The sequence below is a fragment of the Actinospica acidithermotolerans genome (assembly GCF_018139625.1).
In the GTDB taxonomy this organism is placed as follows: Bacteria; Actinomycetota; Actinomycetes; order Streptomycetales; family Catenulisporaceae; genus Actinospica; species Actinospica acidithermotolerans.
The window spans coordinates 1-15,617 of record NZ_JAGSOH010000034.1 but is presented as its reverse complement, the minus strand read 5'-3'; the positions used below and the strand labels follow the sequence as shown (position 1 = coordinate 15,617).

Annotated in this window: 14 protein-coding genes and 1 tRNA gene; 4 read left to right on the top strand and 11 right to left on the bottom strand. The window is 71.3% G+C overall.

All coding sequences use genetic code 11. The features are described 5' to 3' along the window. Positions 1-42: 42 nt before the first annotated feature. The 11 genes from pth to mtrA all read right to left on the bottom strand — a co-directional run bounded on the left by pth (position 43) and on the right by mtrA (position 11,534). Positions 43-618, bottom strand: a complete 576-nt coding sequence (pth, locus tag KDK95_RS13920; protein ID WP_212518558.1) for an aminoacyl-tRNA hydrolase — start codon at positions 616-618, stop codon at positions 43-45. 6 nt (positions 619-624) lie between these two features. Beyond that, positions 625-1,230: a 50S ribosomal protein L25/general stress protein Ctc gene (locus KDK95_RS13915; RefSeq protein ID WP_212518557.1), complete on the bottom strand. Its 606-nt coding sequence runs from the start codon at positions 1,228-1,230 to the stop codon at positions 625-627. A 241-nt stretch (positions 1,231-1,471) separates the two neighbouring features. Next, positions 1,472-2,452: a ribose-phosphate diphosphokinase gene (locus KDK95_RS13910; protein ID WP_307844347.1), complete on the bottom strand. Its 981-nt coding sequence runs from the start codon at positions 2,450-2,452 to the stop codon at positions 1,472-1,474. A gap of 249 nt (positions 2,453-2,701) precedes the next feature. Continuing rightward, positions 2,702-4,162, bottom strand: a complete 1,461-nt coding sequence (gene glmU / locus KDK95_RS13905; RefSeq protein WP_212518555.1) for a bifunctional UDP-N-acetylglucosamine diphosphorylase/glucosamine-1-phosphate N-acetyltransferase GlmU — start codon at positions 4,160-4,162, stop codon at positions 2,702-2,704. 76 nt (positions 4,163-4,238) lie between these two features. Further along, positions 4,239-4,309: transfer RNA gene (locus KDK95_RS13900), tRNA-Gln, on the bottom strand. A gap of 89 nt (positions 4,310-4,398) precedes the next feature. Next, entirely contained in the window at positions 4,399-5,112 is a 714-nt protein-coding gene (locus tag KDK95_RS13895; protein ID WP_212518554.1) for a response regulator, read from the bottom strand. Positions 5,113-5,332: 220 nt separating this feature from the next. After that, entirely contained in the window at positions 5,333-6,034 is a 702-nt protein-coding gene (hpf, locus tag KDK95_RS13890; RefSeq protein WP_212518553.1) for a ribosome hibernation-promoting factor, HPF/YfiA family, read from the bottom strand. A 243-nt stretch (positions 6,035-6,277) separates the two neighbouring features. After that, on the bottom strand, positions 6,278-6,985 hold the full coding sequence (locus tag KDK95_RS13885) for a ComF family protein (RefSeq protein WP_212518552.1): 708 nt from the start codon (positions 6,983-6,985) through the stop codon (positions 6,278-6,280). A 69-nt stretch (positions 6,986-7,054) separates the two neighbouring features. Next, positions 7,055-8,947: an LpqB family beta-propeller domain-containing protein gene (locus tag KDK95_RS13880; RefSeq protein ID WP_212518551.1), complete on the bottom strand. Its 1,893-nt coding sequence runs from the start codon at positions 8,945-8,947 to the stop codon at positions 7,055-7,057. A gap of 37 nt (positions 8,948-8,984) precedes the next feature. Continuing rightward, entirely contained in the window at positions 8,985-10,799 is a 1,815-nt protein-coding gene (gene mtrB, locus KDK95_RS13875; protein ID WP_212518550.1) for an MtrAB system histidine kinase MtrB, read from the bottom strand. A 57-nt stretch (positions 10,800-10,856) separates the two neighbouring features. Further along, positions 10,857-11,534, bottom strand: a complete 678-nt coding sequence (mtrA, locus tag KDK95_RS13870) for an MtrAB system response regulator MtrA (protein WP_034267548.1) — start codon at positions 11,532-11,534, stop codon at positions 10,857-10,859. A gap of 307 nt (positions 11,535-11,841) precedes the next feature. Here mtrA and KDK95_RS13865 point away from each other — a divergent pair, with 307 nt between their 5' ends. From KDK95_RS13865 to KDK95_RS13850, 4 genes are all read left to right on the top strand, one after another. Next, the gene (locus KDK95_RS13865) at positions 11,842-12,954 is read left to right on the top strand and encodes a hypothetical protein (protein ID WP_212518549.1); all 1,113 of its coding nucleotides are present in this window, start codon (positions 11,842-11,844) and stop codon (positions 12,952-12,954) included. Between the two features lie 23 nt (positions 12,955-12,977). Continuing rightward, positions 12,978-13,616, top strand: coding sequence for a DUF4129 domain-containing protein (locus tag KDK95_RS13860; RefSeq protein ID WP_212518548.1), 639 nt, complete (start codon positions 12,978-12,980; stop codon positions 13,614-13,616). Beyond that, on the top strand, positions 13,613-14,938 hold the full coding sequence (locus KDK95_RS13855) for a DUF4350 domain-containing protein (RefSeq protein WP_212518547.1): 1,326 nt from the start codon (positions 13,613-13,615) through the stop codon (positions 14,936-14,938). Before KDK95_RS13860 ends, KDK95_RS13855 begins: the two co-directional genes overlap by 4 nt. A gap of 197 nt (positions 14,939-15,135) precedes the next feature. Further along, the coding region (locus tag KDK95_RS13850) for an AAA family ATPase (RefSeq protein ID WP_212518594.1) at positions 15,136-15,617 on the top strand (482 nt) is incomplete at its 3' end.

Below are 15,617 nucleotides of genomic sequence, written 5' to 3'. Positions count from 1 at the left end.
CGATTCTCGCAGACCGCCGCCCGCCGCCCGGAACCCGACCGCTCAGACGCCCGCGTGGTACCGGTTCTGCGCGTCCTCCAGGCTGCCGGTGAGCAGCGCCTCCACGGCGTCCGCGGCGCGGTCGACATTCAGCGCCAGCTCCTTGGCCTCGGTCGAGGAGAAGGGCTTGAGCACGAAGTCGGCCGGATCCTGGCGGCCCGGCGGGCGGCCGATGCCGAAGCGGACCCGCAGGTACTCCTTCGAGCCGAGCGACTTGGTGATCGACTTCAGGCCGTTGTGCCCGCCGTCGCCCCCGCCGCGCTTGAGGCGCAGCACGCCGTAGTCGATGTCGAGCTCGTCGTGCACGACGACGATCTGCTCGAGCGGGACCTTGAAGAAGTTCTGCGCGGCCACGGTGGGGCCGCCGGAGAGGTTCATGAAGGACTTGGGCTTGGCGAGCACGACGCGCCGGCCCGCGACCCGTCCCTCCACCACCTCGGCGCCGCCCTTGTGGGCCTTGAACCTGCCGCCCATCCGCTCGGCGAGCAGGTCCACGACCATGAATCCGGCGTTGTGCCGGGTGGCGGCGTAGCCGGGCCCGGGGTTGCCGAGCCCGACCACCAACCAGGGTTCTGCCATGCGGAGTTACTCGGCCTCGGCCTCGGCGCCCGCCTCGGCCTCACCCTCGGCCGACTCCTCCTCGACCAGCGTGGCGGCCGGGGTCAGCACGTGCACGACGACGGCCTCGGCGTCGGTGACCAGGGTCACGCCGCTCGGCAGGGGGACGGCGCCCGCGGTGATCTGCGAGCCCTCCTCCAGGCCCTCGATGGAGACCTCGAAGGACGCCGGGATGTGGGTGGCCTCGGCCTCGACGGAGAGCGAGGTGAGCACGAGCTCGAGCAGGCCGCCGGGGGCGATCTCGCCGGCGGTGACGACCGGGACGTCCACGGTGACCTTCTCGCCGCGGCGCACGAGCAGCAGGTCGACGTGCTCGAGGGTGCGCTTGACCGGGTCCTTGGAGACGGCCTTCGGGATGGCCAGCTCGCTCTTGCCGCCGACGATGTCCAGGTTCAGCAGGACGTTCGGGGTCTTGAGCGCGAGGAACAGGTCGTGCTCCGGCAGCGCGAGGTGCACCGGCTCCTGCTTGTGCCCGTAGAGCACGGCGGGGATCTTGCCGTCGCGGCGCAGCTGGCGGGCCGCGCCCTTGCCGAAGGTGTCGCGCGGCTCGGCCGCGATCTTGATCTCGGACATGGTGTCGCCTTTGGTGTCGGGGGTCGGTTTCAGCCTGGACGATTCGGCGAATCGACCCCCGGCCGAGGCGTCGGCCCATGAAAAAAGGGCCGTGCGACGGCCCGGAGTGCGATCAGCACGTCGATCACGGAGCCCGCCGGATCCCGCTCTCGCGGAACCGCGGCCACTCCCTCGCCGGGCAATACGTCCATCCTACCCGGCGGGGAGGGCTGCTCCGCACCGCGGAGCGAGCGAGGGGCACTCAGTCGTCGGCGCCCTCGAACATCGAGGTCACCGAGCCGTCCTCGAAGACCTCCGAGATGGCCTGGGCCACGATCGGGGCCACCGAGAGCACGGTCAGCTTGTCGAAGCGGCGCTCGTCGGACAGCGGCAGCGTGTCGGTGACGATGACCTTGGTCACCCGCGAGTTCTTCAGCCGGTCCACGGCGGGCCCGGAGAACACCGCGTGGGTCGCCACTATGATCACCTCGGCCGCGCCGTGCTCGAAGAGCGCGTCGGAGGCGGCGCAGATGGTGCCCGCGGTGTCGATCATGTCGTCGACCAGGACGCAGACCCGGCCCTTGATGTCGCCGACGATCTCGTGCACCGAGACCTGGTTGGCGATGTTCGCGTCGCGCCGCTTGTGCACGATGGCCAGCGGGGCGCCGAGCTTGTCGCACCACTTGTCGGCGACCTTCACCCGGCCGGCGTCCGGGGAGACGATCGTCAGCCGGTCCCGGTCGATGTTCTCCCGGATGTAGTCGATCAGCAGGGGCATCGCCCACAGGTGGTCGACCGGGCCGTCGAAGTAGCCCTGGATCTGGTCGGTGTGCAGGTCGATGGCCATCAGCCGGTCGGCGCCCGCCTGCTTGAAAAGATCGGCCATCAGCCGGGCCGAGATCGGCTCGCGGCCGCGGTGCTTCTTGTCCTGGCGCGCGTAGCCGTAGAACGGCATGATCACGGTGATGTTCTTGGCGGAGGCGCGCTTGAGCGCGTCCACCATGATCAGCTGCTCCATGATCCACTGGTTGATCGGCGCGGTGTGGCTCTGCAGCACGAAGGCGTGGCTGCCGCGCACCGACTCCTCGAAACGCACGTAGATCTCGCCGTTGGCGAAGTCCCTGGCCTGGGTGGGCGCGAGCTCGACGCCCAGCTCCGCGGCCACCGCCGCGGCCAGTTCCGGGTGCGCCCGGCCGGAGAACAACATCAGTTTCTTCTGGCCGGTGGTCTCGATGCCGGTCACGCGACTAGCTCCTTGGGGAGTTGACGAGCCTTTGCCCGATCCTGTGTCAAAAGCGGGGGAAGCATCGGGCGTTATCCCGTTCATCGCGAGACGGCGGGTTCTGCCCCCTCCTATTGTCGCAGAAGTCGCGACATGCCGACCCCCGCCGGACACCATACGGACGTGTGCGGTTCATCCCACGAACCGCCCTCCGTCCGGCGAAAACGTGCGCGGTCCGTCACCGCGGCATCCGGACGGCTCCGGTCGGGGCTACTCGGCTCCCTCTCCGGCCGTCTGCGCCTTCGCCTCGGCCGCCGCCTTCGCCGCCTTGCTCTCCGGGCGCTTGCGCTCGATGTAGCCCGCGATGTTGCGCTGGCGGCCGCGGGCCACGGCCAGCTCGCCGGGGCCGACCGGGCTGCTGATCGCCGAGCCCGCAGCGACGAACGCGCCGTCGCCCAGCGTCGCCGGGGCGATGAGCACGGTGTTCGTGCCGACGAACACGTGGTCGCCGATCTCGGTGCGGTGCTTGGCCACGCCGTCGTAGTTCGCGGTGATGGTGCCCGCGCCGATGTTGCAGCCCTCGCCGATGGTCGTGTCGCCGACGTACGACAGGTGCGGCACCTTCGAACCCTCGCCGATCTCCGCGTTCTTCATCTCGACGAAGCCGCCCGCCTTGGCGCCGCGCGCGAGCTTCGTGCCGGGCCGCAGGTAGGTGTACGGGCCGACGGTCGCCTCGGGGCCGATCTCGGCGCCCTCGGTCGTGGCGTTCGTCACCCTGGCGCCCTCGCCCACGAACGTGTCGGTGAGCGTGCAGTTCGGGCCGATCTCGGCCCCGGCGGCGATCACGGTGCTGCCGTGCAGCTGCGTGTTCGGGTGCACGATCGCGTCCCGGCCGAGCGTGACCTGCACGTCGAGCTGGGTGGTCGCCGGGTCGATGATGGACACGCCCTCGCGCATCCAATGCTCCGTCAGCTTCCGGTTCAGCAGTCCGCGCATCTCGGCGAGCTGGACCCGGTCGTTGATGCCGAGCGTCTCGTGCCAGTCCTCGACGACGTGCGCGCCGACCGTGAGGCCGTCCGCCGCGGCGATGCCGAGCACGTCGGTCAGGTACTCCTCGCCCTGCTTGTTGTCCCGGTTCAGCCGGCCGAGGGCGTCGCGCAGCACCTTGGCGTCGAACGCGAACACGCCGGAGTTGACCTCGCGGATCGCGGCCTGCTCGGGCGTCGCGTCCTTCTGCTCGACGATCGCGACGACGGAGTCGCCCTCGCGGATGATCCGGCCGTAGCCGCGCGGCTCGTCCAGGATCGCGGTCAGCACGGTGACGGCGCGGCCGGCCCGGTGGTGCGATTCGAGCACGGCGGCCATCGTCTCGGTGCTCAGCAGCGGAGTGTCGCCGAACAGCACGAGGACGGTTCCCTCGAGCTCGCCGTCGGTCTCGGCCAGCGCCTCGAGCGCCACCCGCGTGGCGTGCCCGGTGCCGTGCTGCTCCTCCTGGACCACGGCGCGGATCTCCGGGTCCACGCTCGCCAGGTACGCGGAGACCTGCTCGCGGCCGTGCCCGACGACCACGGCCAGCCGCCGCGGATCGAGCCCGCGCGCGTTGGCCACCACGTGGCCGACGAGCGGGCGGCCGCACAGCGTGTGCAGCACCTTGGGCGTGTCCGACTTCATCCGGGTGCCCTGTCCGGCAGCGAGGACGAATACGGCGGCGGGGCGGAGCTCAGGGGGCATGAAGTGCCTACCTACTCTCGGCGACAAGGACCATCGCCGAGCCTACCTGGTGCCGATGAAGCGAATCCGAGCGCAGCTCCCGGGGGAGGATTCGAACCTCCGTACTCAGAACCAAAATCTGATGTCCTGCCACTAGACGACCCGGGATCGCAGCGACGCCTCCGGGCAGGCCCGGAGGTCGTGGTCAATGATGCCGTATCCGCGGCCCGGGCCGCCAATACGTTCAGGGGCGCCGGCTAGGGCAGGTCGAGGATCTTCTCGCGCACGGCGTACATGACCGCTTCCATCCGGGAGTGCAGCTGCAGCTTCTCCAGGATGTTGCGCACGTGGTTCTTGACCGTGTTCTCGCTGATGAACAGCGTCTTCGCGATCTTGCTGTTGTTCGCGCCGGTGGCGATGAGCTTGAGCACCTCGAGCTCGCGGTCGGTCAGCCGGGGCGCGGGCGGGCCCGGGTTCTTCCGGTCCTCGCCGTGCCGGACCATGGTGGCGAACTCGGTCAGCAGCTTCGCCGCCATCGGCGGGGAGATCAGCGACTGGCCGCCGACCACGGAGCGGATGGAGTCGGCGATCTCGTGCGGCAGCACGTCCTTGAGCAGGTAGCCGCTGGCCCCCGCCTTGATCGCCTCGTAGAGGTCCTCCTCGTCCTCGCTCATGGTGAGCATGACGACGCGGGCGCTCGGGGCGATGTCCTTGATCGCGGCCGCCGCCTCGATGCCGCCGCCGATCCCGCCGCGGGCGGGCATCTTCACGTCCAGCAGCACCAGGTCCGGCAGCAGCTCAGCCGCCTTGGCCAGGGCCTCGTTCCCGTCCCCGGCCTCGCCGACCACCTCGATGTCCGGCTCGGTCTCCAGCACGGTGCGCAGGCTCAGCCGCATCAGTGCGTGGTCGTCGACGAGCAGGACCCTGATCGGCTCGCCGCGCTGTGCCGCCCCTGCCCGAGCATCGGACATCAGTCCCAGCCCCTTCCGTCATCTCCCGCGGTCGCCGTGCGGCTCCCGGCCGTGCCGCCACCCGCCACGTGCCCGGCCGGCGCCGGGCACGGTAGCGATAGGTAGTCGGACCATCATCGTCTGGGGTCGATGACTCCTGATAATAGTCCTCCGCGCGGCGTGCATTTGCACAGATGCGCGAAGCGCGCGGCGCGCAGGGCGGAAGGGGGTTGACGGGGCGTCAGGCCGCACGCCCCCCGAAGTGCGCGGCGTCGTAGTCCTCGGCGAAGTGGGCGGCGTCGTCCAGCCGGATCACGCCGTAGTCGTAGCCGCGCCGGCGGTAGACCACCGAAGGCAGCTTGGTGTCGGCGTCGACGAACAGGTAGAAGTCGTGGCCGACCAGCTCCATCTCGTAGAGCGCCTGGTCCAGGGCCATCGGCTTGGCCGCGTGCGTCTTCTCCCTGACCACCAGCGGGCCGTCGCCCTCGACGTCGATGTTGCAGACCTTGTGCCGCTGCGCCTCCTGCTTGCCGGCGCCCCCCTCGGCCTCGGCGGCCTCCCTGGCCAGGTAGTCCGCGGCCTCCAGCTCGGCGAGATTCGAGGTGGCGACGGCGACGGACACCGGGCTGCGCCGGCCGTGGTGGACGCGGCGGCGGTCGGCGGCCCGGCGCATCCGCGCCTCGAGCTTGCCGACGGCCAGGTCCAGTGCGGCGTACGGGTCCTGCGCGCAGGCCTCGGCGCGGATCACCGGCCCGCGGGAGCGCATCGTCAGCTCGACCCGGTCCTTGCGCTCGGTCTGGCGGGGGTTGCGTTCCTTCGAGAGCTCCACGTCGAGGCTGATGATCTTGTGGTCGTACCGCTCGATCCGCGTGAGCTTGTCCACCACGTGCTTGCGGAACCTCTCGGTCACCTCAGCCTTGCGACCCTTCACGACGATCTCCACGGGTGCATCCCTCTCGCTTGTTCCGTCAGGGTGGTCCGACCATACGCCCGAACAGTCCGTATATGTAGGGAAAGATGGGGATTGAAGCCTCTCGTTTAGGGCGGAAACCATTCGGGTAAGGCGGCCTGCCGCCGCCCTCGCAGGCCCTCCTAGCCTCGATAGAGGCAAAGTAATCCCGGAAGCGCCCATACGGTAGACCCAAAAGACCCTGCTCCCCCATGCGGGTGAACAGTATGCAAACCCTCAGCTCAGCCGGGTGCTGAGCCGGGCCGCCGCGAGGACGGCGGCGCCGACCGGCGCGCTGCCGGCCGCGCGCAGCGCGCGGGCCGCCTCGGCGAGCGTGGCCCCGCTCGTCATCACGTCGTCCAGCAGCACCACCGGCCGCTCGGGCAGCAGCCTGGCGCTCGAAGCCCGCACCGCGAGTGCGCCGTCCAGATTCTCCGAGCGCTCCCGGCGGCCCAGCCCGACCTGGTCGGCGACCTTCCGACGGTGCGTCAGCGCGGGCAGCACCGCCACCGCCCGGCCGCTCGCCCGCAGCCGGGCCGCCGCGACCCGGGCCATCCGCAGCATCGGGTCCTGGCCGCGCCGCACGGTCGCCGCGTGCGTCGAGGGGACCGGCACCAGCCAGAACGGGTCGGCGCCGGCCGCCGCGGCCTCCGCGGCCCTGGCCAGCTCCACGCCGAGCGGTCTGGCCAGGTCGAGCCGGCCGTGCTCCTTCTGCGCGATGATGATCTCCGGGACCGGATCGAGGTAGGCGGCCAGCGCGTGCACCGGCGGCACGCCCTCCGCCGGCTTCGGCGGCCCGGCCGGAAGCGGCGGGCCGGAGAGGCTGAGCGCGCAGAGCGTGCAGAGCCCCGGCAGCGCGGAGCGCGAGCGCGATTCGCCGCAACCCGCGCACTCGGCGGGCAGGACCAGGTCCGCGAGCAGCAATGCCCAGTTCTTGAGCCCCATCTTGCCGATATTAGGCCGCGGTTGACGCGCAGTCAGTAGGCGAACGCCGAAAAGACGCTGAGTGAATCCTCAGTAACTCGGCGAGGTGCCCGACACCCCGGTGAGCAGCTGCGCGTCCACGCCCTCGACGGACAACTGGTAGAGCGAGTGCTTCCCGCCGTTCACCGCGGCCGCGACCGGCTGGCTGCCGGCGGTCCACACGAAGCTGTCCGCGTTGGCCGGCGGCCCGGCCTCGACCGGCTGCTCGGTGAGCGAGTCGTAGACCGCGGAACCGTCCGTGTAGACCTGGTAGAGGCCCAGGACCTGCGAGTTCGGCTGGATGCCGAGCACCGCGAGCGAGTCCTCGTTGTACCAGTCGAAGTCGTTGATCTGGCTCCAGTCGGCCGCGACCACGTCGGGTGCGGACAGGTCGAGCTGCCAGCCTCCGTCGTTCTGGGAGAGCGCGCCGATCGAGATCCAGGAGTCGCCGCTCGAGTCCTTGAAGCCCACCGCCACCCGGCTGCCGTCCGGAGCCGCCGCGACCTGCGTGATCGTGCCGTCGAGCCCGGTCACGGCGACCTGGCTGAGGGTGTTCTGCCCGTACCGGTAGACCGTCGTGGTTCCGCCCTGCGTGACGGTGAACCACAGGTCGCCGTACGCGTCCCAGCTCAGCCCGCCGACCGTCCCGCCGGTCGCGGTCGCGGTGCCCGGGTAGACCTGCGTGAGATCGCCCGAGGTGTCCTGCCGGCGCGTGACGTAGACCTTGGTGCCGTCCTGGCCGACCAGCGCGAGCTGCGGGGCGCGGTCCGCCTGCACCGGGTTGACCGCGACCTCCTTGAACTTCGACTTCGCCGGACCGTAGCTCTTCTCGTTCGAGCTCACCGAGTTGCCGGTGCCGACCTGCTCGACCTCGCCGTCGTCGGCGATGGCGTAGAAGGCGCTCTGGCCGCCCCGCGGGGCCTGGCTCAGGCCGTACGAGGTGAGCGTGGTGTCCAGGGGCGGGGAGTACTCGTGGTTGTTCGACTGGTCCTTCACGGTCACCGACGTGACCTTCGTGCTCAGGCTGTTCAAGCTCACGGCGAGCTGCTGGCTGAGGTACTCGCAGGCGCCGGCGTCCTTGGCGCATGCGCCGTGGCTGTCGATGGTGACAATCGCCGAGCCGTCGCCCTGGAACTGCACGCCGCTCTTGAGCACCGCGTTCTGCACCGGGTCCTGCACCGCGGCACCGAGCTCGTCCGGCACGCCCTGCACGACCTCGCGGGCCATCGCGTCCGCGAGCTCCTGGTCGGTGTCTATCGAGGGCAGGTAGATCTGAGCCGGGATCAGCTTGCCGCCGTACTGCGCGTTCTCGTAGTACACGTTGTGCCTGCTGTAGGAGGACTCGAAGTCCGAGCGCTCCATCAGCACGCCGAAACCGTCGGGCAGCGAGGAGATCCGGTAGCCGTTCTTGGTGTCGGTGAGCCCGAACTCGTACGTCACCTGGCCGCTGGAGGCGGAGTAGACGCCCGAGGAGTCCACCGTTCCGAGCAGGTCGCCCTGCACCTGCTCGGTGACGTCGGTGCCGGAGCCGCCGGCGTCGGTGTCCTGCGCGGCCTGCTCCGCCTGCCCGGCCGCCGGGATCTGCGCGGCCGCCGAACTGTCGCCCTGGTCCGCGGACGAGCCGTTCTGGCCGGGGGCCTGCGGATAGGTCTCCGAGTCGTCGGCGAGCACGAGCACCGTGTTCATCTCGGACTTCCACTGCCGCTGCATGTCCGCGTTCAGATAGGCCTCGGCGATCGACGCGTTCGCCGAGCCGCTGCGCGCGGCGGCCAGGAACCCGGTCACGATCGCGGTGGGCGACTCGCTCGCGGTCGGCGGCGAGGGCCAGATCTGCACCTGCGAGGACCCGGAGTCCCCGTCGGCGACGGTCGCGACCGGCCCGTTCGTCTGCAGGCTGACGCAGCCGGAGGCGAGCGCCGCGACCACCGCCGCGAGCCCCGCCATCCGTATCCCAGCCCGCCCCGGCCGTGCGGTCACCGGCTCATGCCTCCTCGTCGCGGGCCTGCTCCGGCTGCGGCGAACCCGCCGGGCCGGAGGGCGGCAGTACGAAGGTGCCCGGGTACCGGTCGAGACGCGAGGAGGAGTCGCCGGGCCCGGAGCCGGGGCCGATCGCGGCGATGGCGCCGGAGCGGACCAGGCCGCGCGCCGCGGTCGAGGCCGCGGGCAGCCGGCGGTGCCGCTGGTGGTGCTGGGAGTCCTCCGGCTCGAGCCGGATCGGCGAGTGCAGCAGCTCGGTGCCGACCGTGCGCGGCACGGTGAGCCGGAACTGGGTGCCCCCGCCCGGCTCGCCCCAGGCCTGCAGCCAGCCGCGGTGCAGCTTGGCGTCCTCGAGCGCGATGGACAGGCCGAGGCCGGTGCCGCCGGTGGTGCGGGCCCGGGCCGGGTCCGCCCGCCAGAAGCGGTTGAACACCAGCGAGGACTCGCCGGGCCGCAGGCCGACGCCGTAGTCGCGCACGCTGATCGCCACCGCGTCCTCGTCGGCGGCGATGGTGATGACCACGTCCTTGCCCTCGCCGTGCTCGATCGCGTTGACGACCAGGTTGCGCAGGATCCGGTCGATCCGCCGGGTGTCCACCTCGGCGACGGCCGGGGCCTGCGGGAAGCGGGTGACCACCCGGCTGCCCTTGTTCTCGGCCAGCGGCTCCGCGCCGTCGACGACCTTCTGGGTCAGCAGCCGCAGGTCCACCGGCTCGGCGTCGAGCACCGCGGCGCCGGCGTCGAAGCGGCTGATCTCCAGCAGGTCGGCCAGCAGCTCCTCGAAGCGGTCCAGCTGCGTCTGCAGCAGCTCGGCCGACCGGGCCACGGTCGGGTCGAAGTCCTCGCGGGCGTCGTGGATCAGGTCGGCGGCCATCCGGACCGTGGTCAGCGGCGTGCGCAGCTCGTGCGAGACGTCGGAGACGAAGCGGCGCTGCATCCGGGAGAGCTCCTCGAGCCGCCGGATCTGGCTCTGCAGGTTCATCGCCATCTTGTTGAACGACGTGGCCAGCGAGGCGAGGTCGTCCTCGCCGCGCACCCGCATCTGCTCGTCCAGCCGCCCGGAGGCGAGCCGTTCCGCGATCGCTGCGGCCATCCGGACCGGCGTGACCACCTGTCTCGTGACGAACCACGCGATGACCGCGAGCGCGAGCACCAGGACGAGCCCGGCGAGCAGCAGCGACTCCTCGACGTTGTTCAGCGTCTGCTGGTCCTGGCGCAGCGGGAAGCCGTAGTACACGTCGGCGGTCAGCCCGTCGCTGGTGCTCACCCGCTTCGCGAACAGCACCGCGGGCACGGTGACGGTCCGGCCGTCGACCGAGGTCTCGGTGAGCGTGTAGTACTCGCTGAAGGCCTGGTTGGCGTTCTCGGCGATCTTCTCCTTCAGCCCGGCCGGCACCACCGAGGGACCGAAGCCCCAGGTCCCGGTCGGCGGGACCGCGCCGGCCTTGTCCCCGATGAACTCGAGCGCGACCTGGTAGAGCTGGCCGTTGGCCGAACCGGTGTTGAGCAGGGTGAGCAGCTGCTCGGCGGCGTCCGAGAAGTTGGTGTCGCTGACCGTGCCGTTGCCGTAGTCCTGCAACTGGCTCTGCGCGAGCTTGAAGCCGGACGCGGTGATGCCCTCGGCCACGCTGTACCGCGTGGCCTGCAGGCCCTTGGCGACCCGGTCGGCGACGAACTCGCCCAGGCCGACCGCGACGATGACGGAGAGCACCATCGTCACCGCGACGACCCGGAACTGCAGCGAACGCCGCCACCGGAAACGCACCTTGCCGGGCAGGCGCAGCGCGGCCGCGCCCCACCGGCGCCACCTCCGCGCCATGATCAGTGCTCGTCCCTACTCTCGATCCTCATCGTTCCCCGGCCCGCCCGAACGGACTCAGGCCGGTCCCGCCTTGTAGCCCACGCCGCGCACGGTGATGACGATCTCCGGCTTCTCCGGGTCGTGCTCGATCTTCGAGCGCAGCCGCTGGACGTGCACGTTCACCAGCCGGGTGTCGGCCGCATGCCGGTAGCCCCAGACCTGCTCGAGCAGCACCTCGCGGGTGAACACCTGCCAGGGCTTGCGGGCGAGGGCGACCAGCAGGTCGAACTCCAGCGGGGTCAGCGCGATCGGCTCGCCGCCGCGCTTGACCGAGTGCCCGGCCACGTCGATGGTCAGGTCGCCGATGGCCAGCGTCTCCGGCTTGGGCTCGTCCGCGCGGCGCAGCCGGGCGCGCACCCGGGCCACCAGCTCCTTGGGCTTGAACGGCTTGATCACGTAGTCGTCCGCGCCGGACTCGAGGCCGACGACGACGTCCACCGTGTCGCTCTTCGCGGTCAGCATGACGATCGGCACGCCCGACTCGGCGCGGATCTGCCGGGCCACGTCGATCCCGTCCCGCCCGGGCAGCATCAGGTCGAGCAGCACCAGGTCCGGCTTGAACTCCCGGAACGCGCTGAACGCGCGGTCGCCGTCCGCCACCGCCGCGGTCTCGAAGCCCTCGCCCCGCAGGACGATGCCCAACATCTCCGCCAACGCGGTGTCGTCGTCGACGATCAACACGCGACCCTTCATCCGGGGTCCGCTCCCTTCACCTGGCCAACCCGCCCCTACACGCCCGGGGGTACCTGAATATCCTCGCATACCGTGACGACCTGATACGGGGTACGCGACAGGCCCGCGCTCTGGACGGCCTCCAGGCGGGCTCCGGGGCCCACGTTAGTGGGCGGACTGTGGATTTGGCTCTGCTCGGCATGACACAATCTGGACCCTGCGCGGTTGCGGGGGCCACGCCGTGTCTCGGCGGATCCAGGTGAGGGCGGGCGAGGGAATGCCGGAGGAGGCAGGGACCGACACGGCTGCGCCGTGGGCGTCGCCGTCCGTGCCAGCGTCGAACGGCCCGTCGGGCACCCGGATCCAGGCGGCCGCGCCGGCTGCCCGGGCCCCGGGGTCCACCGCGGCCGCCGCGAAGAGCACCGCGCCGCGCGAGTTCCGGCAGCGCCCGATCCCGCTGCGTCCGCTCTCCGTCCTCGAACTCATCGACGGCGCGGTCGGCGCGATCCCGTCGGTGCCCAAGGCGATCCTGGCCCGCGCGGCCGCCGTCGTCACCCTCAGCTCGGCCGCCGCACTGGCGCTGACCTGGTGGTTCAACCGGATGATCAGCCAGGACGTGCAGGCGCATCCGAGCTGGACGTCGACGGACTTCTTCGGCGACGCGACCGTGAACTACGCGCCGAGCACCGGCGAGAAGATCTGCTTGGTGACGACGGAGATCCTCATCGCAGTCGTCTGCTCCGGCTTCGCCGCGACCGTGCTCGCCGGGCTGTTCGCGCCCTCGGTGAAGGGCTACGTGGACGCGGAGCCCGTCGACGCCGCGAAGGCACGCGCGATGCTCAGGCGAAGGACCGCGCGCCTCTACGTCCTGGCCGCGATCACGACGGTGCCGCGCGCGTTCGCGACGTTCCTCTTCGGCCTGGCCGCGCACGCCGCGGCCGTGAATCCGGCCGGCAAGGTGAGCGGCTGGTACTTCCTGATCTGCCTCGGCTTCGTCCCGCTCTGCTTCGTGCTGAAGTCGGTGACGGCCGTCGCGGCCCCCGCCGCGGTGCTGGAGGGCGCCGGCATCGGCACCGCACTTCGCCGCTCGCGGCGGCTGGCCGCCCGCGGCATCTTCCGGATCGGCTGGTGCAGTCTGTTGACCATGCTGATCGCGGCGTGCGCGACAGCCTCGCTGACCGTGTTCGGCTGGCAGTTGCGCGACGCGTACGGCGTCGGCGACCAGTTCGCCGGCCTGCCGGGCAGTCCCGGCTTCAGCTGGTGGCTCGTCGCATACGCGGTCACGTACCTGGTCACGCTGCTGCTGACCACGCCGTACCGCGCGGCCACGGCCACGCTGCTGTACGTGGACCGGCGCTTCCGGCGGGAGGGCCTGGACATCCGAATCGCCTGGGCGCGCCTCGCGAACAGGTCCCGGCGGACTCAGGGGTCGATGCTGTGAGCGCGATATCCGAAGGCGCGCCGATGACGCCTGGGCGGCAGCAGGCGCAGCAGCAGGCCTCGCAGGAGCTGGCCCAGGGCAAGTACCACGTCCAGCCGACGAGCCCGAGCCCCACGCCGTCCACCTCGTCGCCCACACCGACCGTCTCGACGCCGAGCCCCACGCCGACCTCCACCGCCTCGCACCACTCCAGCGGGACCACGATCCTGCTCGTCATCCTGCTGATCGTCGTCGTCGGCATCGCGATCCTGCTGGTCCTGCGGAAGATCGGCAAGCCGCGCAAGGACGAGAACGCCAAGAAGGACAAGGGCAAGCACCTCGCCGGCGGCAGCGCGGAGACCCCGCTGTTCGGGGCCGCTCTGCACCGGCACAACGCCGAGCAGGCCGCGAAGGGCGGGAACTGGCAGGAGGCGATCCGCGAGCGCTTCCGCGCCGTCATCGCGGTACTCGACGAGCGGTCGCTGCTCCCCGAACGCAAGGACCGCACCGCCGACGAGGCGGCGCGCGACGCGGGCGAGCTGCTGCCGGAGCATGCGGAAGCCCTACGCGACGCCGCGCGCGCCTTCGACGAGGTCGAGTACGGCGAATACCTCGGAACGCCCGAGGGTTACGGCGTGATCAGCGCGGTCGACGATGCGATCGGTTCGGCGGTGCGCGCATGATCAAGGTACGCCGCGCTCCGTTCGTCGCCGCCGCAGCACTGCTGACCGCCCTGACTCCGACCGCGTACGCCGCGACCCCCTCTCCCACCAGCACCACGGCGCTCATCTCTCCGCAGAACGACGACGCGATGCTGAACATGTTGATGGAGAACGGGATCCAGTACACGACGTCGACCGCCGCCTCCGACGCCGACATCTACAGCGGCAGCGACACCACGCTGGTGATCGACCAGGACGAGACGGACATGAGCGCGGCCGACATCGCCCGGCTCGCGTCGACGGCCTGGGGCCGGATCATCGTCCTGAGCACCGATTCGGCTCTGATCGACGCGCTCGCGCCCGGCGTCACCGTCGACAAGCCGTCGACGACCGAGGCGTCAACGGTCGTCGACACCGGAACGGACTGCACGCAGTCCAACGCGACGAGCGCCGGGGCCGTCGTCATGCCGGACGGCAGCGAGACGTACCAGCTGCCCACGAGCTCCACGGCGACCACGTCCGCCACCGCGACGCCCACCGGCACCGCGTCGCCCGCGTACACGGATCTGACCGGCTGCTACGCGATCGGCTCGAACGCCGACCCGGCGCTGGTCTCCCTGCGGAACACCAAGACCGGCGGCGACGTGATCCTGCTGGGCTGGACCGACTTCACCGAGAACGAGTACCTCGCGAACCAGGGCGACGCCTCGCTCGCGCTCGGACTGTTCGGCGGGCACGGCACGCTGGTGTGGCTGGCGAAGCAGTTCACCCTGGACGAGAACCTCAACGGCTGCACCGGATCGGCCTGCGGCTCCGGTACGCCGACGGCCACCGCGTCCGGCGCGGGCGGCGGCGGAGGCGGAAGCGGCGGCGGGTCGGGCAGCGGCGGCGGCTCCAGCAGCCAGGCGGTGACGCTGGCCCAGCTGATCCCGCACTGGATCTGGTGGATGCTGCTGCAGCTGTTCATCGCGGCGGCTGCCCTCGCCTACTGGCGCTCGCGTAGGCTCGGACGCCTGGTGAGCGAGAACCTGCCGGTGAAGGTGCGCGCCGCGGAAACCGTTGAGGGGCATGCGAATCTCTACCGCCGCGCCGCGGCGCACGGCCGTGCCGCGGGCCTGCTCCGCAGCGCGGCGGCCCGCCGCATCGCGCCGCTGCTCGGACTGCCGGCCGGGGCCGCCGGCCGAAAGCCGGAGTCGCTCGTGCAGGCCGTCGCCGAGCGGCTGGGCCGGCCGCCGGAGCAGGTGCACGCGGTGCTCGCCGGCGAGGTCCCGATGACCGAAGCAGAACTGGTGCGGCTGACCGGCCAGCTCGACCGATTGGAACAGGAGGTCCGCTCGTCGTGACCGAATCCGGAGCCACGCAGGGTTTCCCGCAGCAGCCCGCGCCCGCCGACCAGCCCTTGAGCGCCCCGGGCTTCGCGCCGCCGCCGACCTTCGAGGACGGCCCGGTGCCCGGGACCGTCCAGATGCCGACGCCGACCCGGCCAGAGCCGACCCTCGCGCCGACCTTCGAGGACGGCCCGGTATCGGGGACCGTCCAGATGCCGACGCCGACCCGGCCAGAGCCGACCCTCGCGCCGACGCGCCCGGCCGTCCCCGCCGCCTCGACTCCCGAAGCGCTCGCCGCGCGCCGGGCGCTCAAGGCAGTGCGCGCCGAGGTGGCCAAGGCGGTCGTCGGCCAGGACGCGGCCGTCACCGGCATGGTCATCGCGCTGCTCAGCCAGGGCCACGTGCTCCTCGAAGGTGTCCCCGGCGTCGCAAAGACACTGCTCGTCCGCGCCCTGTCCGCAGCCGTCTCCCTCGACACGAAGCGCGTCCAGTTCACCCCCGACCTGATGCCCGGCGACATCACCGGCTCCCTCATCTACGACGCGCGCACCGCGGAGTTCTCATTCCGCGAGGGCCCCGTCTTCACGAACCTGCTGCTGGCCGACGAAATCAACCGCACCCCGCCCAAGACCCAGGCGGCGCTGCTCGAGGCGATGGAGGAGCGCCAGGTATCGGTGGACGGCGAGCCCCGCCC

What these genes read in the sequence shown, in the direction of transcription:
- pth (WP_212518558.1), bottom strand. Translation starts at nt 618, where the DNA reads ATGGCAGAACCCTGGTTGGTGGTCGGGCTCGGCAACCCCGGGCCCGGC.
- KDK95_RS13915 (WP_212518557.1), bottom strand. Translation starts at nt 1,230, where the DNA reads ATGTCCGAGATCAAGATCGCGGCCGAGCCGCGCGACACCTTCGGCAAG.
- glmU (WP_212518555.1), bottom strand. Translation starts at nt 4,162, where the DNA reads ATGCCCCCTGAGCTCCGCCCCGCCGCCGTATTCGTCCTCGCTGCCGGA.
- KDK95_RS13895 (WP_212518554.1), bottom strand. Translation starts at nt 5,112, where the DNA reads ATGTCCGATGCTCGGGCAGGGGCGGCACAGCGCGGCGAGCCGATCAGG.
- KDK95_RS13885 (WP_212518552.1), bottom strand. Translation starts at nt 6,985, where the DNA reads ATGGGGCTCAAGAACTGGGCATTGCTGCTCGCGGACCTGGTCCTGCCC.
- KDK95_RS13880 (WP_212518551.1), bottom strand. Translation starts at nt 8,947, where the DNA reads ATGGCGGGGCTCGCGGCGGTGGTCGCGGCGCTCGCCTCCGGCTGCGTC.
- mtrB (WP_212518550.1), bottom strand. Translation starts at nt 10,799, where the DNA reads ATGGCGCGGAGGTGGCGCCGGTGGGGCGCGGCCGCGCTGCGCCTGCCC.
- mtrA (WP_034267548.1), bottom strand. Translation starts at nt 11,534, where the DNA reads ATGAAGGGTCGCGTGTTGATCGTCGACGACGACACCGCGTTGGCGGAG.
- KDK95_RS13860 (WP_212518548.1), top strand. Translation starts at nt 12,978, where the DNA reads ATGACGCCTGGGCGGCAGCAGGCGCAGCAGCAGGCCTCGCAGGAGCTG.
- KDK95_RS13855 (WP_212518547.1), top strand. Translation starts at nt 13,613, where the DNA reads ATGATCAAGGTACGCCGCGCTCCGTTCGTCGCCGCCGCAGCACTGCTG.